Raw genomic sequence first — 21,670 nt, 5'->3', positions numbered from 1 at the left:
TTAACGGCAACGGGCGGCTCGCATTGGCGGGCCGCCCGTTGTTTTTGTACTTGATGCAGCGCCTCGCGCCGTATCCAGCTTTCGATTACCGAGCCGGCAACCCGCATTGCCAGCAGCCATCCAGAACCGGATGTTGTGCGGTATCGGCAGAACGAGGCCAAATACCGCACAACTTTTGCCGCAACAGTGTGCGGTATTATGGCTCTGGTCAAAAATACCGCACACTCCGGTTCGGCATAAAACGCGCAACGGGCGGCCCGAATCGTCGGACCGCCCGTTGCGCGTTGTGGGAGACTGGTCTTAAGCGGCCTGCGGCTGCTTGGCGGAGCGCGGGGCTTTGCTGGCCGGCACCGGGCGGGGCTTGCGCCCGCGCTGCACCACCGCAATGCCGAAGCCCAGGCCCATGAGCAGGGTACCGCTCCAGAGCAGGTTGATGAAGGGCTTTTCCATAGCCTTCAGGATGACGTAGTCCTTCTGGGTGGTGGCCACGCCGAAGGTAAACTTGCCCTTCTGCGGGTCGATGTTGTCGAGGGTGATGCGTAGGCCGAGGTCTTCCACCTCGTCGGCCACGCGGCCTACCAGGCCGTTCTTCACCAGGAAAATGGGGTGCACGTGGTACTGGCGGCCTTTCTCGCCGTAGACGATGATGTCGCCCTGCACGGCAATGTCGTCTTTGGCGAGGCCCAGGCCAGCGGTGTTATGCGCCGGCTCGGCGTTCTTGAACACGGCGAAGTAGTCGTTCAGGAACAAGGTGTCGTTCATGGCCACGGTGAACTGCTTGGCCTCCGACCAGTCCTTTTCCTTGTTCGGATCGGGCACCGACGAGATGTGCGAGTAGATGTCGTGGTCCCAGAACAGCTTGATATCGGGCGAGGCGAGCAGGCCGCCCATTTCCTCGTTGGCCTGGGCGCGCGGGAAGAGCACGAACTCCTCGCCGGTCTTCGGCTGCTTGTAGGCCACGCGGTAGTAGGTGTCCTCGGGGCGAATGGTCAGCGTGTCGCCGGCCTTGTAGTAGGTCTTCTCCCCTACCTTGATTTCGCCCCGGGCAATAGCCTTGTACTCATCGTTGGCGACGGGGAAGAGCAGCTCCTTGTTCACGTACTCCGGCACGCCGGGCACGTCGAAGTACTGGCCGGTGTAGGTCAGCTCGTACTTGCCCATTTTGGCCGCGTCGTTGCGCCAGAGCAGCACGTTGTCGCGGTTCAGCTCCTCGGAGAATTCACGCGAGTAGAGCAGGCCGGAGGTGTTCTGCGAAATAATCTTGGAGTAGCCGGCCGAAGCCAGGATGCCCAGCAGCATCAGCGCAATGCCGATGTGCGACACGGCCCCGCCCGAGAGGCGCACCCCGCGGCGCAGCAGCTGAATCAGCATGCTCACGTTGGCCAGCAGCCCGAACAGGCCGGTGGTCAGCAGGGCAATGTAGGGCAGGGACATCTGATGGTCGCCGTTCTGGCGCACCAGCAGGATGACGAGGCTGGCCCCGAGCAGGGTCAGAATGGCCGGGATGGTGAAGGTGGCGCTGACGGTTTCCTTGTCGTTGCGCTGCCACCACAGCAGCTGGGCAATGCCCGAAAGCAGGGCCACGAACACGCCCATCCACAGCTGAATCTTGGTGTAGTGGGCAATCTGGTCGGCCGGCAGCGCCAGGTTCGACTTCACGCCGAAGAAGCCCACAATGGCGTTGTAGACCGGAATGCTGGTCGTCACGAGCACCTGGAAGGCGCCCAGGCAGAGCACCGTCGCGCCGATGAACACCCACAGCTCGGGGTGGTACATGGTCAGCTCTTTCTCCGACACCGGAATCTGCTTCCAGCGCCACACCAGCAGCCCGATGCTGAGCACCACGAAGGCCATCAGGTACAGCAGCAGCTGGCCCGACAGGCCCAGGTCGGTGAAGGAGTGGACGGAGGCGTTGCCCAGCACGCCCGAGCGCGTGAGGAACGTAGCGTAGAGCACGAGCAGGAAGGTGGCTACCACCAGGCTAAAGGCGGTGCGCAGGCCGGTTTTGCCGCGCTGCCAGAGCACCAGGGCGTGCAGAGCTGCCACCAGCACCAGCCAGGGAATGTACACGGCGTTTTCCACCGGGTCCCAGTTCCAGTAGCCGCCGAAGTTCAGCGTCTCGTAGGCCCAGTAGGCGCCCATCATCACGCCCACGCCCAGCACGCCGCCCCCGACGAGGCTCCAGCGGATGGCCGGCTGCACCCAGTTGGTGAGCTGGTTTTTCCAGAGGCCGGCCACCGCGTAAGCGAAGGGCACCAGCGTGAGGGCGAAGCCCAGGAACAACGTGGGCGGGTGAATCACCATCCAGTAGTTCTGCAGCAGCGGGTTCAGGCCGGTGCCGTCCTGGGGCACGAAATCGGGGTTGAGCTTGTAGACCGGCAGGTCGGGCATAAACTCCTTCATCAGAATGAAGGGCGAGGAGCCCAGCTTGATGCCGCCCAGCATCACGCCCAGAATCATGGAGGTGAGGAAGAGCTGCACGAAGGCAAATACGGCCATAACCGGGGCTTCCCACTGCTTGGCCGAGCGAATCAGCCAGAAGCCGATGAGCACGTGCCAGAAAATCCAGAGCAGGAACGAGCCCTCCTGGCCTTCCCAGAAGCAAGAAATCATGTAGTACACCGGCAGGTGGTTGCTGCTGTGCGACCAGGCGTAGTAGTACTCGTAGCGGTGCCCGTGAATGATGCCGAACAGCGCCACGATGACGCCGAAGACGGCCACGCCGTGCACCAGAAAAGCGCCGCGCCCCAGCCGCTGCCACGAGGCATCTACCTCGCCCAGGGCCCGGCCGCGCGCCGCCATAAAATACCCCAACGCCGACACTACCGCCGCCACGAAGGCCACGATAACGCCCAAATGTCCCCAGTCGCCTATGTTCATGTTTTCCAATTAATAATTAAGAATTAATAATTAAGAATTGCCGCTGCCGCGCCTGTCATGGCCCGTTTTGCGCTACAACTGGAGCATCAGCCCCAATTATTAATTCTTAATTATTAATTATTCATTACCGCGAAGCGGTGGCGCCTTTCACTTCCTTCTCCACGTACTTCGACGGGCACTTCAGCAGGATTTTGTCGGCCACGAAGATGTCGTTGCGCATGTTGCCGGTGATGACCACCTGCTCCGACTTGTCGAAGTCCTGGGGCTTGGGGTTGTAGTACACCACCTGCTGCTGCACGTGGTTGGTGTCCACCAGCATGAAGGCGAAGTAGTTCGGGTCCAGCGTGGGGTTGTACTGCATCCCGACGATGTTTTTCTGCGCGTCGTGGGGCAGGCGGCCCACCACGTGCACCTTGCGCAGGTCGCCGTCGGCGGCCAGCTCCTTGGCTTCCTTGAACGAGACGTACACCGACGCGTCGCCGGCGGTGGCCATGACGATGCTGATGGCAATGGCAATGACCACGAGGGCCAGTAAGTGAGTTTTTTTCATGGTGCTTAAGACAACAGCAGCCGGGAAATAGGACCGGCCACTCGGCAGCCAGCCCGTTGAAACAACCGCCAGGGGCGGAAAAATTCAAAGGTGAAGTTGGGAAGGGTAAACTTGTGAAACCATGATGGATATCAGCCTCCTGCGTTGAACCAGCAGCACGACACTCACCATTTCACCAGCTCACCATTTCACCACCTAGTCGCGCAGCTCCTTCTCCAGGCGGCTGACCTTCCGGTCGATGCTGACCAGGTAAGCCAGCAAACCCACCACGATGACCACGATGACGGCCACCACCACGTAGATTTTGCCGTCCTGGCGCAGCTGGTCGGCCATTTCGGGGCCGGCTTCGGGCGCTTGGGCCAGGGCCGAGTACAGCGGCAGCAGCACGGCGGCCAGCGCCAGCAGGGCGCGGCGCGAGAACTGGTTAAGCCAGTTGTTTTTCATACAGCTTGTGTTTGACGAAGGCCAGGCGCACCGACACGTTGGTAATCCAGACGCCGAGCAGCGTCCAGGCAATGATGGCGGGGTAAAACACCAGGCGCATGTTGTTGTCGAGGTCGTACTTGCTGAAGCCCGGGTTGCCGCCGGCGCCGGGGTGCAGCGAGTCGGTGAGGCGGGGCAGGATGAACAGCAGGGGAATGGCGGCGCAGAAAGCGAAGATGTTGTAGACGGCCGAAATGCGGGCCCGCTGCTGCTCGTCGGTGATGGAGGAGCGCAGCACCAGGTAGGCGCCGTAAATCATCACGGCCACGGCGGCCCCGTTCAGGCGCGGGTCGGCCGTCCACCAAGTGCCCCAGGTGTAGCGCGCCCAGATGCTGCCGGTAGCCAGCCCGAGCACCGCCATCAGAATACCGGTGACGGCGGTGTGGTGGGCCAGCACATCGAGGCGGTCGGAGGGCTTGCGCAGGTAGCGCACCGAATACACCACCGAGGCAAACAGGATGATGGTCATGCCGAACCACATCGGCACGTGGAAGTACAGGTTACGGATGGTTTCGTTGAGGATGGCCAGCCGCGGCGCGTGGCCCAGCAGGCCCATCACCACGGTGTAGAGCAAAAGCACCACCGTCAACACTTTCCACCAGGCGTTTTTCATTCTTTTTGAGGTGACAGGTAACAAGTGACAAGTGACAGGTTTGGGGTAACGGGTGTCGTGCCGGACTTGTCACGTGTCACCTGTTACCTGTTACCCTAAGTCCGCCACAAAAAGGGGTACAACAGGTACGATACGGCCACCACCAGCAGGCTCAGGCCGCCGAGCATGTAGAGCGGCTGCGGGGAGGCATCGAGGCCGTCGAGGGCATTCTTGGCGGCTTTGATGAGCTGGAGCAGAATGGGAATGACCACCGGAAAGCCCAGAATCGGCATCAGCGTGTTGCTGTTGGCGGCCTTGGCGGCAATACCCGAAATCAGGGTCAGCGCCGTGGCAAAGCCCACCGCGCCCAGGGCCACCACCAGCACGAAGCGGGGCACGTCCTGCACCGGGTTGCCGAGCACCACCGCGTAGGCCCCGAAGGCCAGCAAACTCAGGCCCAGCAGCAGCAGCACGTTGTAGGCAATTTTGGCCAGAATCATGGCCTCGGGCCGCACCAGCGTGTAGTAGTAGAGCAGGCGCCCCCGGCTTTCCTGCAGGAAGCTCTTGCCCACCGCGTTGATGGCCGCAAACAGCAGAATCACCCACAGCAGCGCGTTCCAGGCCGGGGCCGGCAGCTGCCCGCCGCGCACGAAGCTCAGGTAGCACACGTACACCGTACTGCCCACGTAGAGCAGCATGCCGTTGAGGGCGGCGCGCTGCCGCCATTCCAGGCGGAAGTCCTTCTGCATCAGGTACCAAATCTCGCTAAGCAGCTGCACGGCCGGTCGGGTGGTTTGCGGGACGGCAAAGATACAACCCAACTCCCGGAAAGGGGGTGTTGCCGCTTGAATATGTGATACTGAGCGCTCTAAAAAAGCCGCGAGCCGGCCCCCAACGGGGTCGGCTCGCTCAATGATGTTAGATGCTGAAGGCTAATGCCTACCCGTACAGTCCGGGTTATTTGCCGTGTTTTTCCTGGCTTACCGGGATTCCAGATGCCCTGAAAATCGTAAGCCGGTTTCCTCGTCGTTACCGGCCCTGGCCGGCGTTACTCTACCAGCAGCCGCCCCGTAGCGGTGTGCCCGCCCTGCTCGGCCCGGTACAGGTACAAGCCCGCTTTCAGGTTCGTCAGCGGCAGGGCCGCCCGGCCGTCGGGGGTGGCGGTGAGGGTACGCTGCTGCACCACGCGCCCGGCTGCATCCAGCAGCGACACCTGCACCCGGCCAGGGGCCGGGGCTTGCAGCGTCACGGCGTCGCGGGCGGGGTTGGGGTACACTTCCAGCGCCAGCGGCCGGGCCGTGCGAATGGCCAGCGGCCCGCTCACGCGGAAGGGCAGGTAATCGACGAAGCCCAGGGTGTTGTCGTCGGTTTTGTGGGTGATGTGCGCTTCGATATCGGCCACCACGGCCGTGCCCCACCAGTTGTTTTCGGCCCGGATGGTGTCGGTGGTCACGTTGTTGTTGTAGAGGTCGGCCACCGTGCCGCCGTTGCCGTTGCCCAGAATCACGTTGAAGCCGCGGTTGGTGGTATCGGCGCTGGCCAGGTTGCCGAAGCTGATGCGCGGCCCGCCCGTAACGCCCGTACCGGAGCCCGAACGCAGAATCGTCACGCCCCAGAGGTTGCCGCGGATAATGTTGCGCGACACCACCCCGGTTTGCGACTGGGTGCCGGTGAAGTTCAGCCCGCTGCCGCCGGTCAGGGCGTTGGGATTGGTGTTGTTGTTCTCGACAAGGTTCTGGGTGATGTAGACCGCGTAGCTAGTGGCCGTGATGCCCACGCCGTAGCGGTTGTTGCGGATGATGTTGCGCCGTATCACTGCCTTGCTCACGCTGCTGCCGCCCAGCAGGTTGGAGAGGCTGATGCCGCCGGCCATGTTGGTGGCCGTGCCGCCGCCCACCACGAGGCAGCGCTCAATGAAAATCGTATCGGTGGGAATGCCGGGCCCCAGGTTGATCTGCGGGTAGTTGCCGTTTTCGGTGCTGTTGGCCAGAAAGCGGCAGTCGCGGATGATGGGCGAGGCCCCGCCGTTGGCCGGCGAAATGATGCCCGAGCGGGCGTTGCGCTCGAAGCGGCAGCCCTGCACCAGCGCCCGGTTGCCCGACAAGCTCAACGCCCCGCTGCCGATGAGGCGGCCGTTGAGCGTGGCCACGTTGCGCCGGAAGGTGCAGTCGATCAGCTGCAGATTGGAGCCGATGGTGCGCAGGCCGGCGCAATATTCCACCACCGTGCGGCGCAGGCGCGAGTTGCTGCTGGTATTCGAAAACGAGAAGCCGTGCCAGGGCGCGGCCGTATTTTGGGCCGTGAATTTCACCGAGTCGGGCGGGGTGATGAGCAGCGTGCCGTCGACGTACACCAGGGCCAGCGCCGCCGCCCGGATGGTTTCGTTGGTGGTGATGCTCAGCGTGTCGGTGGCGGCCAGCCGGATGGTGTCGTTCAGGCGCCACTCGGTGCCCGACGGGGCCAGGTAGGCCGCGCCGGCGGCCGTGCTCAGCTGCGCCAGGGTGTAGCGGCGGCCGGTGCCGGCGGTCTGAAATTGGGCCTGCGCCGCCACGGTCAGCAGCAACGCCAGGGCGCACAGTAGGAGTCGTTTCATAGCAACAGAGGTGTGTTGGGTGAGTTGCAAAGAAACACAACCGCCCGGCACGCCGCAGGTTACCACGATTTTTCCGGCCCAAACGCCACCGGCCCCGGCAGCCGAAGCTACCGGGGCCGGTACGGGTGTCTTGATACTATTCGCCCGCCAGTTGGCTTCAGCCGTTAGAAGTCGTAGCCGAGCGAGAGGTAGAACTTCGGTCCTTTTTCCTTGCCGTTTTCGCGGGCCCAGGCCACGTCCAGCTTGGTGTAGAAGCCCAGCATGGTCGTGCGCATTCCGCCGCCGTAGCCAATCAGGAAGGGATTCTGAAAGTTGGTTACCGTACCGGAAAAGGGATTGAGGCCGCTCGGCTCAAACGCAACGGTATTTACGGAGTTGTTGAAATTGAACGGATTAGCCCCGCGGTAGGCCGTGCCGGCGTCGCCGAAGGCCGTCAGCTGCAGGTTGCGGAAGAAGCCCGAGTAAATCGGCTTGCGCGAGAAATACTGGATGATGGGAATCCGCAGCTCCGAGTTGAAGAGCACGTACTTCGGGCCCGAGCGGGCGTTGTAATTGAAGCCGCGCAGGTTGGTCACGAACTGCTGGTAGAAGAAATCGGCCGGCGAGTTGCCCACCTGCGGCTCCACTTGCCGGCTGTCGTCGGTGCGCGCGTTCAACCAATTGTCCATGCCGCCGAGACGGAACACCTTGGGGTCGTTGCCAAAAAACTGTCCGTAGCTGGCCCGGTTGGCCCAGATGATTTGCCGGTGCACCTTCTGGTAGTGGCGCAGGTCGACGTAAATCTTGCCGAAGTCGCCCCCGGCTTTGTGCAGCTGGTCCAGCTTCATCACGCCCACCTTCATGCGGGTGCCTTCCAGCATGTTCACGCCGGTGGCAATGGAGTTATCGAACACCAGCTCGCCGCTGCCGCCCACAAACTGGTCGCGCCGGTCGGTGCCGGCCAGATCGTCCAAGTTGGAGTAGGTGCTGTTGACGTAGCGCAGGTTGCCGCGCACGCTGATGTTGTGCGAGAGCGGGTACGAAATGCCCGGCGTAATCTCGTAGCGGCCCATATACACGTTGGGCGAGAGGTCGTTGGCCACGTAGTAGCTCTGCTTCTGGAAGCCGATGCTCCAGTCGTAGCGGTGCTTCAGGTTGGTGTACTCCGCGTACATGCTGCTGGTGCGCAGGTCCGTCAGGGCGAAGATGCCAGCGCGGATGCGGTGGTCCTCCATTAGGTCCGACATGGTGGCCTGCCCGATAAAGCCGAAGCCCAGCAGCGGGTCGTTGTAGATGGTCGACACCACGTTGTCGAGGCTGAAGCGCGTGTCGTAGCGCATCGGGCCGGTCACGCCCGGCGTGACGGCGGCTGGCTTCTGCACCACCGTGGGGGCGCGGCGCTGCCGGGGCCGGGGCGCGTCTTCCTCAAACTGGTAGTCGCTCACGTTCACGTTCTGGTCCTTGCGCGCGGGCACCGTCGGCTGCACCGTGCCCACGTTGCCGCCCGCCTGGTTGCCGCCGGCTGCGCCCGCGCCGGTGGCCGGGGCCGCCTGGGGCTTGGGCCGGGGCCGCGCGGCAGCGGCCGAGCGGTCCTCCAGAATTTCCTGGCGAGCCGTCTTGCTCAGCGTCAGGTACTCGGGCAGCTCGTATTTGGGGTACGCGTACACGAAGTCGCGGGCGCGGTCGGCCGCCACGAAGCCCAGCGCCCCGGACTTCGGGTTGTAGTCGAAGCTCTTGACGTTGTTGAGGAAGCTGGTGACGGGGCTGCGCTGCCGGGTGGTCATGTCGTAGCGGTACACGCTGCGCACGCCGCTTTCCTCGCTCAGAAACAGGATTTCATTCTGCGACACCACCCGCGGCCGGGTCTCGTTGGAGATGGTAGCCACCAGCTGCTCCACCGGCTGGGGCGAGCCGTCGAGGCGGTAGCGGAACAGGTCGTAATTGTTGACGACGGCCTTAAACGAGCCCTTGGCCGTGCCGGCCGAGTCCAGCCAGCGGTTAGAGCTAAACACCAGCGACTGGCCGTCGGGCATAAACACCGGCTGCACATCGTCGAACACGTCGTTGGTCAGGCGCTCGGGCTGCCGGGCACCGGCGCGCAGCAAGTACAGGTCGGCCTGCCCGTTGCGCACGCCGCTAAAAGCCAGGGCCTTGCCGTCGGGCGAGTAGCCCATGCTCAGCACCTGCGAGTAAGGGTTGAACACGCTGCTGCCCCGGTCGCCGATAAACGGCAGCGACTCCTTGAGCCGCACCACGGCCCCGAACGGGCCGCTATCGGCCGAGCGCAGGCGCAGCACCATCCTGCCACGCGACTCTTCGGCAATGGCCAGCTGCGCGCTGTTGCGCCAGGTGAGCACCGGCAGGCGGCGGTCCACCTCCTGGTCGGGCGACTTGTAGCCGCCGGCAAATACCAGGTGCTTGTTGGAGCCGTCCACATTGGCCACGTACACGCGGTAGCGTCCGCGGTCGGTGATGGTGAAGGCCAGGCGCTGTCCGTCGGGGCTGATGACGGGCTCGTTGAGGGAGTGGCCCCGGCGGTTGCGGCGCAGCAGCAGGTGCTGCTCGTCGGGCAGCACGAAGGCCGTTTCGGGCTGGGCGTTCAGCTGGCGGTAGTAGCCCATCCAGTCGCGCAGAAACTGCTTGTAGGGCACGTTCAGCGAGGAGCTGATGCCCGTTTCCACGTCGCGCGTGATGCGCGTCAGGTTCAGAATGTTCTGGATGCTGGTGTAGCCGTAGCGCTCGGCAATGTAGTTCCATACGCTCTGGCCGGCCAGCTCGGGGTTGCGCAGGAAGAACTGGGCGGCTTTGTCCTTGTCGACCTTCTGCGTCATGTCACGCATGTAGTCGTCCATTTCCACGCTCCAGCCTTCGGCGGCATAGGCCGAGGCCCCGCCCACAAACCAGTCGGGCAATTGCAGCAGGTAGCTGCTCTGGATGACTTCCTTGAGCGAGCCGCCGTACATCATGTCGTTGAGCAGCACCTTGGTCACCTGATAGCTCAGGTCGCGCTTAAACAGGGTCTGCTGGCCCTGGAAGGCCAGTTGCACCTTGGTCATGCGCAGCAGCGAGGTTTCGCCGCCCATCTGGTACTTGTCGTCGTTCAGCCCGATGTTGCTCTGGCGCAGGTCGCCCACCGAGTTATAGAGCATCACGGTGGTTTTCGAGTACGGGTAGTACCCGATCAGCGAGGTGATGCGCTGCAGCTCCTGCTCGGCGTACTCGGCCGCGCGCCGGGCCGCCGCTCCGCCGCCCTGGTAGTAGTACACGTTGAAGTTGGCCGTGCTCAGCAGTTGCCAGTCAAAATCCTTGTACTGGATGCGGGTACGGCCAAAGCTTTCCTGCGCCGTTTGCGCCTGCACTGCCTCCGTCGAGGTCAGAAATACCAGCCCCAGGGCCGGCAGGCTCAGCATGCCCCAGCGCAGGCGGGGCGTCAGATTGGACAAGTGCATCATAACGGCTGCAAAAAAGCAGGTCGAAGAGAGAAGGTCAGGCGGGCGTGGCAGTCGGCGGCAAGGTAACCGGATACAACGCCTGATAACGAATAATATTGACTTCCGGCCACAGTTCCGCGCCGGTTTCCAGGGCCTCGGCCAGCAGCTCCGCCAGGCGGGGCGCCAGCAGCACGCCTTTCGAGCCCAACCCATTGAACACGGCCAGCGCCGGATGCGCCGGGTGCGTGCCCAACAAGGGTTTCCGGTCACGCACGGCCGGCCGGATGCCCGCGCGCTGGCCCGTGATGCGGAAGGGCACCGTGGTCAGCTCGCGCAGCCGCTGGCTGAGCTCCTCGCGAGCTTCGGCCGTGGGCTCGGGGCTGAACGGGGGCCAGCGGTACGTGGCGCCCACGCGCACGCGCCCATCCCCGAGCGGCACCACGTAGGCGCCGCGGTTGAGCACGTAGTCGGTGGGCAGATCGGGAGCTTCCACGTCGAGCACTTCGCCTTGGTTGGGAGTCACCGGCAGCCAACTGAACCACGGATTGGCGGTGACGGCGGCGCCTTCGCAGAACACCACGCGCCCCACGCGCAAGCCGGGGCCGTAGCGGACGCCGGATGCATCGGCAACAAGCAGCTCCGGCACAAAAGTTTCGGCGCGCAGCTCCCCGTTTTTCTGCGCGTCGTCGGCCAGCACGTCGAGTAGCGCGGCCGTGTCGACCCAGCCGCCGTGGCGCAGCTCTAGGCCGCCGAAGGGCTGCTCGAGGCCGGGTATTTCGGGCAGGGGCTGGGCGGGGTCGGCCACGTAGTCGCCCCAGGGCTGGCCGGCCGAGCGGACCAGCACGTCGTTCTGCTCGCGCACCGAGCTGAACAGCTTCAGAATGGGCATCTCGAAGTACAGCCGGCGGCCCGACTCGGCTTCGAGCTGCTGGTAGAACTGCCGGGCGGCGGGCAGCAGGTCGTTGATGCGCCAGGCCAGGGCGAAGCGCTTGCCGGCCACGGGGTTGATGAGGCCCGCCGCCACCCGGGTGGCCGAGTCGGGCTGCTGGGCGTCGAGCACGACCACGCGGCGGCCGCGCTGGCGCAGGGTGCGGGCCAGGGTGGCCCCGGCGAGACCGTGGCCAATGATGAGGTAGTCGGCGTGAGCTTGCATTCCGGGCAAAATACGCACTTTGCCCGACGGTACGCGGCCGATTGCGTAACTTACCCTCCCGTTCTCTGCCTGCCTCTGCGGCGGGCTTTTCCCTTTCTGCATGACCGTTTCGGGCTTTACGTTCAACGCCTTTTCCGAAAATACCTACCTGCTCCACGACGCCTCGGGCGCCTGCGCCATCGTCGACCCCGGCTGTTACGAGCGGGCCGAGCAGCAGGCTTTGCAGCAGTACATCAAGGACCACAACCTGCGCGTGGAGCTGCTGCTGAACACCCACTGCCACATCGACCACGTGTTCGGCAACCAGTTCGTGCTCGACACCTGGCCCGGCACGCCCTTTCTCATTCACCAGGCCGACCTCGCCACGCTGCGCGCCGTACCGACGTACGCGCCCAACTACGGCTTCCCGCTGTATAACCCGGCCGAGCCCACCGGCTTTCTGACGCCCGGCGAGCCGCTGCGCTTTGGTGAAACTGAGCTGGAAGTACGCTTTGCCCCCGGCCACGCGCCCGGCCACGTGGTGTTCTACCATGCGCCAACCAAGGCAGTCATCGGCGGCGACGTGCTCTTCCGCGGCAGCATCGGCCGCACCGACTTGCCCGGCGGCGACTACGACACGCTGATCCGGAGCATCCGCGAGCAGCTGCTCACCCTGCCCGACGACACCACCGTGTACCCCGGCCACGGCCCCGCCACCACGGTGGGCGCCGAACGCGTGTCCAATCCTTTTTTGCGCTAGTTATTCCCGCCTGATGGCTATCAAAAACCACCTGCCCAACGCCCTGACCTGCCTGAACCTGCTCTGCGGCTGCGTGGCGCTGAGTTTGATTCTGGCCTACGACCCGCGCCAAACGGCCTCGCCCGACTGGCAGCCGCTGGTGCAGGCCGCTTACTTAATCGGCATTGCCGCCGTTGCCGACTTCTTCGATGGCCTGGTGGCGCGGGCGCTGCACGTGTCCTCCCCCATCGGCAAGGACCTCGACTCGCTGGCCGACATGGTGTCGTTTGGCGTGGTGCCGGGCGCCATTCTCTTTAAGCTGCTGCAGCACGTGCTGCCGCTGACCGCGCTGCCCGAAAGCCTGGCGTACCTGGCCTTCACCGTCAGCATCTTCTCGGCCCTGCGCCTGGCCAAGTTCAACAACGACACCCGGCAGTCCGACTCCTTTATCGGGGTGCCGACGCCGGCCAACACCATGTTGATTGCCTCGTTGCCGGTGATTCTGGCCTTCGACTCGTTCGGCGTGGGCGGCTTCATCCTGAATCCTTGGGTGCTGCTGGGCCTCACGTTTCTGATGTCGGGCCTGCTGGTGGCTGAGCTGCCGCTGTTTGCCCTGAAGTTTAAAAACTTCACCTGGCAGGACAATTCGCTGCGTTTCGTGTTCCTGCTGCTGTCGGTGCTGCTACTGGCCGTGCTGCGGGCCGCGGCGGTGCCGCTCATCATCCTGCTGTACGTGCTGCTGTCGGTGGTGCGGCTTCCGGCCAAAGGATAAGCGCCGCACAATATTTTCCCACTCAGCTAGTTGTATAGGCCGATAACTGAACGCACCGGCCGGAACGATTGTTGAGGGGTCCGCCGGAAGCTTCGTCCGCCAAAATCACACCACGCTGTTTATCTAGCTTTTATGCGGTTTTCTACTTCGTTGCTTTTGTGGCTGCTCCTCGGGCTGAGCTGGCAGGCGCAGGCGCAGGCCCCGACTCAGCAGGTCACCCTCGACTGGAACAGCAAGGAACTCATCTTCCCCACGCGCGGGGTGGGCATCTACGTACCTTCGTTTAAGGGCGCCGTTTTTGCCGGCGGCCAGCGGTTGCCCGCCGTCAGCCTCTACCTGCCCGGCTACGTGACGGAGGTGCAGCTGCTGGACGCGCGCTATGCCCCGTTCACGGCTAAGGAAGCGGCGGCTTTTGCGGGCGCCACCGATGCCGGGCAGCAGTTTAGCCTGCGCCACGGCACCGAAAACCGCCAGCCGGCCACCATTGCCCAGATGCCGGCCGTGCGCCGCAACGCGCAGACCGGGCAGTTGGAAAAGCTTCTCAGCTTCGGCTATACTTACCGCGCGGGCACTGCCCCGCAGGCCCGTACCACCAGCCGCAACTACGCCGCCAATTCTGCGCTGCGCACCGGCGACTGGTTTAAGATCGGGGTGACGAACACCGACCTGGGCACCGGCAGCGTCTATAAGCTCGACAAGAACTACCTGCGCAACCTGGGCCTGCCCGTGCAGACTCTGGACCCGCGCCGGCTGCAGCTGTTTGGCTACGGGCTCGGCATGCTGCCCCAGGCCAACAACATCGACCGGCCCGACGACCTGGCGGAAAACGCCATCTACTTCGCCGACAACGGCAGCAACAACGCCACCTTCGACGACGACGAGTATTTCCTTTTCTACTCCCGGGGCCCGCACACCTGGTCGTACTCGACTACCGACCGCCGCTTCAGCCACGAGCTGAACACGTACACCGATACCACTTATTATTTTCTCACCGTCGGCAGCGTCAATGGCCGGCGAGTGGCGGCCCAGCCCGCCGTAAGCGGCACGCCTACCGCTACCATCACCGAGTATACCGACCACTTCTTTTACGAGCGGGAGCTGGCCAACCTGCTCAAATCGGGCCGGCGGTGGCTGGGCGAGGGTTTCAACCGTGACGCGCAGAAAGAATTTACGTTTGCCGGCGTTAGCAATCTGGTACCGGGCTCTGCCTTGCAGCTCACTTCGTCGGTAGCGGCGACTTCGTTGCCCGGGCGCACCACCACCTTCACGCTGCAGCTGAACGGCAGCTCCGTGGGCATTCCGCAGGCTGTGCGCGGCCAATCCTGCGACCTGACGCAGGGCAACTGCTACGCCGAAGTGGCCAACACCGACGTGACCACCTACAATACGGTGGCTCCCGCCTCCGGCTCCGACCTGCGTGTCAGCATGACGTACAGTGGCTCGGTTTCCGACGCTTCGGCCGCCGGCTACCTCGATTACCTGGAAGTGCAGGCCCGCCGCCGTCTGCAGCTCAGCGGCCGGCCGCTGGAGTTCCGCTCGCTCGATAACCTGCTGCCCAACGCCGTTAGCGCATTTGAGGTGCAGAGCGCCCCGGCCAACCTGGTGGTGTGGGATGTCACCAATCCTCGCTTGGCCCAGAGCTTGACCCACGCCAACGGCCGCTTCCTGGCCCAGACCAGCAGTCTGCGCGAGTATGTGGCCTTCACGCCCAACGGCAGCTTCGATACTCCGCGGGCGTTTGGCCGGGTGGCCAACCAAAACCTGCACGCCAACGGCCTCACCACGCCCATCGACCTGGTTATTGTGGCACCGCCCGTGTTTCTGGAGCAAGCGCGGCGCCTGGCCGACCACCGCCGCGACTACGACCAGCTCCGCACCCTGGTGGTGACGCCGCAGCAGATCTACAACGAATTCAGCTCCGGCGGGCAGGACGTCACGGCCATTCGTGACTTCATGAAGATGCTCTACGACCGTCGTACCGGTCAGCCCGGGCGTCTCTACCTGCTGCTGTTCGGCGACGCCTCCTACGACTACAAATCCGACTACCAGAACGACGTTGCCCAGTTGCCCAGCTGGTGGCGCAACCGCCAAGTGCGCGACGCCGACAACCAGAACTTCGTCCCGACTTACGAGTCGTACTCGTCGTTCGACAAAGTGCTCCTCCAGCCGTCGTTCTGCTCCGATGACTACTTCGGCTTTCTAGACGACGACGAGGGCGCTTGGACCGAATCTGAGGGCGATGATCTAATGGATGTTGCCGTGGGCCGCCTGCCCGTTCGCTTCCCCGTCAATCAGCCGAACTCGGCTGCCGAAGCCGTTACTATGGTCGATAAGCTCTTGGCTTACGACCAACCTGTTACGCAAGGCAAATGGCGCAACCGCATCACGTTCGTCGCCGATGACGGCGACGCCAATATTCACCAGAACAACGCCGAAGCGCCGGCCAATCTGCTCGTGAACACGCGCCCGGCTTACCAGGTCAACAAGGTGTACTTGGATATGTATCCCCAGCAAAGCAGCGCAGCGGGCCAGTCTTCGCCCGAAGCCAACGCCGCGCTCGACGCCTCAATCGAGCAAGGCTCACTGGTGGTATCGTACGCAGGCCACGGCGGGCCCCGAGGCTGGATGGACGAAAAGATCCTGACGAATAGTTCGGTTCTCGCGCTTCAAAACACCACGCGTCCCACGTTCATGTTCACCGGTACCTGTGACTTCGCCTGGTACGACGATCCGGGCTTCACCTCCGCCGGCGAACAGTTGCTTACCGACACCCGCGCCGGCGGCATTGGCCTGCTCACCACCACGCGCTTGGTGTACGCTTCTAACAACCAGGCGCTGGCCAACGTCTTCCTTTCGGCTCTGTTTACCCGGGCCGCTGGCACCGGCAACTGGCCCCGACTGGGCGATGCGGTAGTGGCAGGCAAAAATGGAGACGGCGTTGACCTTTACAACCGCAACTTCACCTTGCTTGGCGACCCCAGCATGCGCCTGGCCATGCCCTACTACACGGTGCGCGCTACCCGCATGAGCGATGCGCAAGACCCCACGCACGCCCCTATCGATACCATTCGCGCCTTGCAGCAGGTACGCCTCGAAGGGGAAGTGGTACACCCCGTCACGGCAGCGCTGCAAACCTCATTCAATGGCAAAGTACACGTAACGGTTTACGAGAAACCCTCTACGGTATACACGCTTGGCAACGAAAGCGACACGGCCCGGGTATCCGTGCAGAAAGACGTGGTGTACGACGGCAAAGCCACGGTAACCAACGGCCGCTTCCAGGTGCAGTTTATCGTGCCGAAGGATATCAACTACAGCTTCGGCTTCGGCAAAATCAGCTTCTACGCCTCCGATTCTGCGCGCAACGTGGATGGCCAAGGAGCCAACCCACGCGTCGTCATCGGCGGTGCCAGCAACACGGCCCTTGCCGATTCCATTCCGCCGGTTATCCGGTTGGCTATGGACGATACCACCTTCGTTTTCGGGGGCCTCACCAAGCCCAACACCATGCTCCTGGCGCGCATCAGCGACGCCAACGGCATTAATACCGCTGGCACCGGCATTGGCCACGAGCTGACCGCTACCCTTGATAACGACGCGAGCAAAGTGACCGTGCTAAACGAATTTTACACGGCCAACACCGACAAGTTCACCAGCGGCACCGTCAGCTACCCTTACAAAAGCCTCGCGGTGGGTCCGCACGTGCTCCGCGTCAAGGCGTGGGATACGCACAACAACTCCGCCGAGAAGGAAATCGAGTTCATCGTCGCGCACGACGAAAAGCTGGCCCTCAGCCACATTCTGAACTATCCGAACCCCTTCGCTGGACACACCACTTTCCACTTCGACCACAACCGCTTCGGCGACGCGCTCGACGTACAGGTGCAGATTTTCACCGTGTCCGGCAAACTTGTGCGTACCCTGACGGCGTATGTGCCTGCCGGGGCCAGCAGCGCAGCGCACGCAGCCCCTATTCAGTGGGACGGCCGCGACGACTATAATGACCAACTGGCCCGCGGCGTTTACGTGTACCGCCTCAGCGTGCGCACCCCGCACGACGGTTCGACGGTCAGCAAATTCGAAAAGCTCGTGCTGCTCAATTAGCCGCCGGTTACTTTCTTCACCTCCGCTTTTCCCGACTCTTCCCCTTTGTTTATGCTTTTTCCGAAACCGACGGCTTCGCGCTATTTGCTCCCGGCCCTGCTGCTGGGCTGCGCAACCGCCGCCCACGCGCAGCAAGACCCCAACACCATCACTACCGCCGTTCCGTTCCTGACGATCAGCCCTGATTCGCGTTCGGCTGCTCTGGGTGATGCGGGCGTGGCGCTTTCGCCCGATGCCAATGCTGCCTACCACAACGCGGGTAAGCTCGGGTTCGAAACCAATCCGTATGGCCTGTCGGCTTCGTATTCGCCCTGGCTGCGCAACGTGACCGATGACATGAGCATTTCCTCTATCTCGGGCTATAAAAAGTTTGGGCAGCGCTCCGCCCTGGCCGCCGCCATTACCTATTTCGACCTCGGCCAGATTGACTTTCGCAGCGCTACCAACCAGCCCGACGGTACTTTCAATCCGAAGGAATACTCCATCAGCGTATCCTACGGGCAGCAGCTGAGCCAATACTTCGGCTTGGGTGCCACCGCCCGCTATATCCGCTCCAACCTCACCGGCAGCCAGATTCAGGACAGCCGCCCCGGCAACGCCGCCGCCGTCGACCTCGGCGCCTATTACACCCGCGACGTCACCATCGGTCCGTCGGATTATAATCTGTCGTTTGGCGCGGCAGTGGCCAACATCGGCAACAAGATCAACTACACCAAAGCCGACCAAGCCGACTTCCTGCCGACCAACCTCAAGATTGGTACCGCCATCACGCGCGAGCTGGACGCTTACAACAAAATCACGCTTACCGTCGACGCCAACAAGCTGCTAGTCCCAACGCCGTACTACATCGACGGGGTTGCACCCAACGATCCGGCGGTGGTAGCGCGTAACCAAGAAATTGCCAACAAGGGCATTGTCAGCGGCATGCTTAGCTCCTTCAGCGACGCTCCGGGCGGCTTCAAGGAGGAAATGCGGGAAATCAACCTCTCGGCCGGCGCCGAATACTGGTACAACGACCTCTTGGCTGCTCGCGTAGGCTATTTCTACGAAAACCCCAAGAAAGGTGACCGGCAATACCTGTGCCTCGGGTTGGGGCTCCGCTATCAAGTATTTGGAGCCGATGCCGCATATCTGGTGCCGAACTCCAAAGCCAACCCGCTGGCCAATACTATCCGGGTTTCCCTGCACTTCAATTTCAATGGCAATCAGGGCGGTTCAGTCGCTCCCAGCGAGGACACTCCCTCAAATTAATTCTGGATGCTCAATCGTCTAGCTCCCCCACCGACCCGGCCACTTGGCCGGGTCGATTTGCCTTCAGCCCAAGTGTCGTACTTGGATAATGGCGCTCGTCTCCACATCCTGCCGCACTCTGCCCAGCCTGTAATACGGCTGCAGGTAGTGTTGCCCGCCGGCCGCTGGTACGATCCTTCACCCGGTACTTCCTTGCTCACCGCGCGGGCCCTGCTGGAAGGCACGCGCAACCGCTCGGCTCGCCAGATAGCCGCAGAAGTAGCCTTCTATGGTGCCTCGCTCGATTGTGAACAGGGTTTTGATCGGGCGACGCTGACGCTGTATTGTCTAGCTCGTCATTTCAGTCAGCTGCTGCCGCTGGTGCAGGACGTTCTGCTCAACGCTACCTTCCCCCCCGCTGAGCTGGACCAGATCAAGACGCGCACCGCCCAGAATATCCGCGTTGAGCGGCAGAAAACCAGCTACCAGGCGTCCGAACGGTTCGCGCGTAACCTTTACGGCTCCCAACACCCCTACGGCGTAGTATTCGACGAAAATGCGTTCCGCGATATAACGCCTGAAGCGGTGCACCAATTTTATCAACAAGCTTACGCTTTATCCCAAGCCGAAATATTTGCCTGCGGCGCATTGGAGGACGACCATATCAAACAGATCGTTGATCTGTTTTCCTACTCTACTACTACCGCGCAGCGTATAGCGGTACATGCTCCAGCAGCGCCCGCTGTTGCTGCCGCCGACCACGTCACCGTAGCCGACAGCCTACAGGCCTCTATCCGCATTGGCCGCCGGTGGCCCGACGCCCAGCATCCCAACACGCACCAGCTGCAGTTGCTAGTAAAAGTACTGGGAGGGTATTTCGGCTCCCGACTGATGAAGAATATTCGTGAAGATAAGGGCCTCACCTACGGTATTTATGCCAGCATCTCCCACCGAGAACACGCCAGTTCGTGCGTAATCGGTTCCGACGTCAACGCTGCTAACGCATCTGTTGCTGTTGGAGAAATCCATAAAGAGCTGATACTTCTGCAACAGCATGAAATTCCAGAGGACGAGCTTAATACCGTTAAAAATTATATCCAAGGCAAATTCCTCAATGAACTAGGCACTGTGTTTGAGCAAGCTGATAAATACCGCTCAATTATTCTCTTGAACTTACCTGCCAATTTCTACAGCTCGTTCCTCTCTGAAGTCGAATCTGTTCCAGCTAGCCAATTACAACGGTTAGCCCAGCAGTATTTCAATCCTGCTGACTTTGTACATGTAACAGCTGGTCCAGCTTAATTGTATTATTTCTCTCTCTCCATAGAAAAGACGGCCGCTATAAAGCGGCCGTCTTTTGTTTCGCCCGTTCACCAATTAGATGTATAATCTAGAAGTGTGATAGTGTATTGCCATTCGCCTTCTGGTACGCGTCATAGCGCCTGCACAACGGCGGCCGTGCGGGCCGCTAGTCAGTGTAGTTCAGAAAGCTTACAACGTTTGGCCCAGCGCAATGGTATCACCCCATAAACAGTGGCCAATTGGCACAAGCGCCTCACCACGCAGGATACAAAACGGGTCCTGCACCGCCCTTGATTGTGCTTGCAGCGGAAAAACAAGCTGGTGTAGTAGCTGCCTCTAGCACACACCATTGCCGCTCAACGATTGCCGTTACGCGCTGCAGAACACGATTCCGCAGCTCATTCGCTTGGCCTTACCCCGTCTGTTCCAGCGCCACTATATTAGCTCCCTGCCCTTACACTATACTGGAAAAGCCCAACCAGTAAGACAGAAGTATCCCATTAGCTAGTTGCATGTGGACTCCGCCGAAGTGCATACCGAACCAAGCCGCGTCTACCGATTTGTGACCATCGATTACACCAGCAAGGTATATGCTGCCGAATTACAATACACTCAGTATATGCTGGCCGCGCTACCGTACGAAGTACACGCGGCCTGAGGTGGTCCATCTAAGCCGGACACATTTGGGACGTTGTTTGAAGATGGGTTTCGAAGTGGTTGGGTGAGCGATAAGCCAGGGCGGAGTGGCGCCGCTCATCGTTATAGCAGGCAATGTCGTGGCTGAGTTCGAGGCCCGCCTCCTCCACGCCGGGAAAACCGCCGCCGTCGAGCAGTCCGGTCTTGAGCCGGCTCCAACAGGATCCGGCCTAGGCGTTGCCGTAGCAGTTGCCGCGCCGGCTCATGCGTTGCTGCGCGCCGTGGGTAGCCAGCAAGTCGCGGAAGCGCGTGGCCGTGTACTGGTCTTGGTCGGAGTGCACGATTAACTCGGCCGCGGGCTGGCGCACGGCTACGGCCCGGCGCAGGGCCTCACTGACCAAGTCTTCGGGCATGGACTCGCGCACGTCCCAGCCGACGGCTGTGCGCGAGCAGGCATCCTGCCAGCTGGCCAGGTAGAGCAAGCCCCCCCCTGTTTGGGCAGGCACGTGATGTCACCGACCCACACCTGGCTGGGGTCATTGGGGGCCGGCCGGTCCAGCAAGCGCTTGGGCGTCACGCGCCGGCCGTGGGCGGAATCGGTGGTCCACGGCACAAACGAGCGGGGCTGCTGGGCGCCCAGCCCATGCGCGGCGAGGGCACGCCTGGGGCCGGCGGCGGACGCCGCTGGCCCCAGGCGTAGTACCTGCTCGCCCCCCTGCAACGCCGTGCACAGCGCCCGCACTGGCCCCTGCCCGCGGTGCTGGTCGATGAAGCGGTAGCGGCTCACGGCATCTCGCAGCGGAAGATGGCCGAGGCTTTTTTTAAAACGGCCCGTTCGCGTTGCAGCCGTTGGTTTTCGGCCCGCAGCGCCCGCCATTCCGGGTTACGGGCTTGCTCAACGCTACCCGCGTCCACAACGGCTTGTTGCTGCTGCCAACAGTAGAGCAGCTTCTCGTTGATGCATAATTCGCGGGTGGCAGCCCGCGTCGAGCAGCTTTCGCCAGCCAGGCGCAAGGCTTCGGCTTTGAATGCCTCGTCATATTTGCGCCGTTTATCCCGCTTCTTTTCTTGTAAAGTCGTAGCCATGACGGAAGGAAAATACGTCCAAAATCCGTCCGGCGTCGCTAGACCGCCTCAGCCTTTCCCAACATCTCAGCAAGCAATATCTAAAAAAGCGGTAATCGGCGCCAAACGTGCTCGGCGCGTGGGGGCAGGCCGGGGGGCGGCGGGGGCCCATAAACGGGCAC

General features: G+C 62.3%; 15 protein-coding genes and 1 pseudogene. 5 read left to right on the top strand and 11 right to left on the bottom strand.

Going from position 1 to position 21,670, the window contains the following annotated elements; genetic code table 11:
- Window positions 1-300 precede the first annotated feature (300 nt).
- The 8 genes from ccsA to FDY95_RS23625 form a co-directional block, all read right to left on the bottom strand.
- The gene (gene ccsA / locus FDY95_RS23660; RefSeq protein WP_246074117.1) at window positions 301-2,880 is read right to left on the bottom strand and encodes a cytochrome c biogenesis protein CcsA; all 2,580 of its coding nucleotides are present in this window, start codon (window positions 2,878-2,880) and stop codon (window positions 301-303) included.
- Between the two features lie 124 nt (window positions 2,881-3,004).
- Window positions 3,005-3,430, bottom strand: a complete 426-nt coding sequence (locus FDY95_RS23655; RefSeq protein ID WP_138081784.1) for a cytochrome c maturation protein CcmE domain-containing protein — start codon at window positions 3,428-3,430, stop codon at window positions 3,005-3,007.
- 195 nt (window positions 3,431-3,625) lie between these two features.
- Window positions 3,626-3,874, bottom strand: a complete 249-nt coding sequence (locus FDY95_RS23650) for a CcmD family protein (protein WP_138081782.1) — start codon at window positions 3,872-3,874, stop codon at window positions 3,626-3,628.
- Complete coding sequence (locus FDY95_RS23645) at window positions 3,855-4,526, bottom strand: cytochrome c biogenesis protein (protein WP_138081780.1); 672 nt, start codon at window positions 4,524-4,526, stop codon at window positions 3,855-3,857. The genes FDY95_RS23650 and FDY95_RS23645 overlap by 20 nt, the downstream gene beginning before the upstream one ends.
- 95 nt (window positions 4,527-4,621) lie before the next feature.
- Window positions 4,622-5,254, bottom strand: a complete 633-nt coding sequence (locus FDY95_RS23640; RefSeq protein ID WP_111480760.1) for a heme exporter protein CcmB — start codon at window positions 5,252-5,254, stop codon at window positions 4,622-4,624.
- 299 nt (window positions 5,255-5,553) lie between these two features.
- On the bottom strand, window positions 5,554-7,098 hold the full coding sequence (locus tag FDY95_RS23635) for a T9SS type A sorting domain-containing protein (RefSeq protein ID WP_138081778.1): 1,545 nt from the start codon (window positions 7,096-7,098) through the stop codon (window positions 5,554-5,556).
- Window positions 7,099-7,262: 164 nt separating this feature from the next.
- Window positions 7,263-10,529, bottom strand: coding sequence for a TolB-like translocation protein (locus FDY95_RS23630; protein ID WP_246074116.1), 3,267 nt, complete (start codon window positions 10,527-10,529; stop codon window positions 7,263-7,265).
- A 34-nt stretch (window positions 10,530-10,563) separates the two neighbouring features.
- Window positions 10,564-11,661 carry an NAD(P)/FAD-dependent oxidoreductase gene (locus tag FDY95_RS23625; protein ID WP_171025827.1) on the bottom strand — a complete coding sequence of 366 codons (1,098 nt, stop codon included), beginning with the start codon at window positions 11,659-11,661 and terminating at the stop codon, window positions 10,564-10,566.
- Between the two features lie 100 nt (window positions 11,662-11,761).
- Between FDY95_RS23625 and FDY95_RS23620 the strand changes: the two genes are divergently transcribed.
- The 5 genes from FDY95_RS23620 to FDY95_RS23600 all read left to right on the top strand — a co-directional run bounded on the left by FDY95_RS23620 (window position 11,762) and on the right by FDY95_RS23600 (window position 19,787).
- Window positions 11,762-12,400, top strand: a complete 639-nt coding sequence (locus FDY95_RS23620) for an MBL fold metallo-hydrolase (RefSeq protein ID WP_138081774.1) — start codon at window positions 11,762-11,764, stop codon at window positions 12,398-12,400.
- Between the two features lie 13 nt (window positions 12,401-12,413).
- Entirely contained in the window at window positions 12,414-13,151 is a 738-nt protein-coding gene (locus FDY95_RS23615) for a CDP-alcohol phosphatidyltransferase family protein (protein ID WP_171025826.1), read from the top strand.
- Window positions 13,152-13,283: 132 nt separating this feature from the next.
- On the top strand, window positions 13,284-17,255 hold the full coding sequence (gene porU, locus FDY95_RS23610) for a type IX secretion system sortase PorU (RefSeq protein ID WP_138081772.1): 3,972 nt from the start codon (window positions 13,284-13,286) through the stop codon (window positions 17,253-17,255).
- Window positions 17,256-17,306: 51 nt separating this feature from the next.
- Window positions 17,307-18,506 carry a type IX secretion system outer membrane channel protein PorV gene (gene porV, locus FDY95_RS23605; RefSeq protein WP_138081770.1) on the top strand — a complete coding sequence of 400 codons (1,200 nt, stop codon included), beginning with the start codon at window positions 17,307-17,309 and terminating at the stop codon, window positions 18,504-18,506.
- A 6-nt stretch (window positions 18,507-18,512) separates the two neighbouring features.
- Complete coding sequence (locus FDY95_RS23600) at window positions 18,513-19,787, top strand: M16 family metallopeptidase (RefSeq protein WP_138081768.1); 1,275 nt, start codon at window positions 18,513-18,515, stop codon at window positions 19,785-19,787.
- Window positions 19,788-20,455: 668 nt separating this feature from the next.
- On the opposite strand, the pseudogene FDY95_RS27170 reads toward FDY95_RS23600, so the two are convergent.
- The 3 genes and pseudogenes from FDY95_RS27170 to FDY95_RS23585 all read right to left on the bottom strand — a co-directional run.
- Window positions 20,456-20,638 (bottom strand): annotated as a pseudogene (locus tag FDY95_RS27170) (IS3 family transposase); the annotation flags it as partial.
- Between the two features lie 15 nt (window positions 20,639-20,653).
- Entirely contained in the window at window positions 20,654-20,929 is a 276-nt protein-coding gene (locus FDY95_RS23590; RefSeq protein WP_138081766.1) for a DDE-type integrase/transposase/recombinase, read from the bottom strand.
- A 277-nt stretch (window positions 20,930-21,206) separates the two neighbouring features.
- Window positions 21,207-21,509: a transposase gene (locus FDY95_RS23585; protein WP_138081764.1), complete on the bottom strand. Its 303-nt coding sequence runs from the start codon at window positions 21,507-21,509 to the stop codon at window positions 21,207-21,209.
- Window positions 21,510-21,670 lie beyond the last annotated feature (161 nt).

Origin of the sequence: Hymenobacter jeollabukensis (assembly GCF_005771675.1) — a bacterium.
GTDB classification, from domain to species: Bacteria; Bacteroidota; Bacteroidia; order Cytophagales; family Hymenobacteraceae; genus Solirubrum; species Solirubrum jeollabukense.
The sequence above is the reverse complement of the archived record's forward strand: the minus strand, read 5'-3'. Positions and strand labels throughout refer to the sequence as shown.

Coding starts and splice junctions, on each gene's coding strand:
- ccsA (WP_246074117.1), bottom strand. CDS start 2,880: ATGAACATAGGCGACTGGGGACATTTGGGCGTTATCGTGGCCTTCGTG.
- FDY95_RS23655 (WP_138081784.1), bottom strand. CDS start 3,430: ATGAAAAAAACTCACTTACTGGCCCTCGTGGTCATTGCCATTGCCATC.
- FDY95_RS23650 (WP_138081782.1), bottom strand. CDS start 3,874: ATGAAAAACAACTGGCTTAACCAGTTCTCGCGCCGCGCCCTGCTGGCG.
- FDY95_RS23645 (WP_138081780.1), bottom strand. CDS start 4,526: ATGAAAAACGCCTGGTGGAAAGTGTTGACGGTGGTGCTTTTGCTCTAC.
- FDY95_RS23640 (WP_111480760.1), bottom strand. CDS start 5,254: ATGCAGAAGGACTTCCGCCTGGAATGGCGGCAGCGCGCCGCCCTCAAC.
- FDY95_RS23635 (WP_138081778.1), bottom strand. CDS start 7,098: ATGAAACGACTCCTACTGTGCGCCCTGGCGTTGCTGCTGACCGTGGCG.
- FDY95_RS23630 (WP_246074116.1), bottom strand. CDS start 10,529: ATGATGCACTTGTCCAATCTGACGCCCCGCCTGCGCTGGGGCATGCTG.
- FDY95_RS23625 (WP_171025827.1), bottom strand. CDS start 11,661: ATGCAAGCTCACGCCGACTACCTCATCATTGGCCACGGTCTCGCCGGG.
- FDY95_RS23620 (WP_138081774.1), top strand. CDS start 11,762: ATGACCGTTTCGGGCTTTACGTTCAACGCCTTTTCCGAAAATACCTAC.
- FDY95_RS23615 (WP_171025826.1), top strand. CDS start 12,414: ATGGCTATCAAAAACCACCTGCCCAACGCCCTGACCTGCCTGAACCTG.
- porU (WP_138081772.1), top strand. CDS start 13,284: ATGCGGTTTTCTACTTCGTTGCTTTTGTGGCTGCTCCTCGGGCTGAGC.
- porV (WP_138081770.1), top strand. CDS start 17,307: ATGCTTTTTCCGAAACCGACGGCTTCGCGCTATTTGCTCCCGGCCCTG.
- FDY95_RS23600 (WP_138081768.1), top strand. CDS start 18,513: ATGCTCAATCGTCTAGCTCCCCCACCGACCCGGCCACTTGGCCGGGTC.
- FDY95_RS23585 (WP_138081764.1), bottom strand. CDS start 21,509: ATGGCTACGACTTTACAAGAAAAGAAGCGGGATAAACGGCGCAAATAT.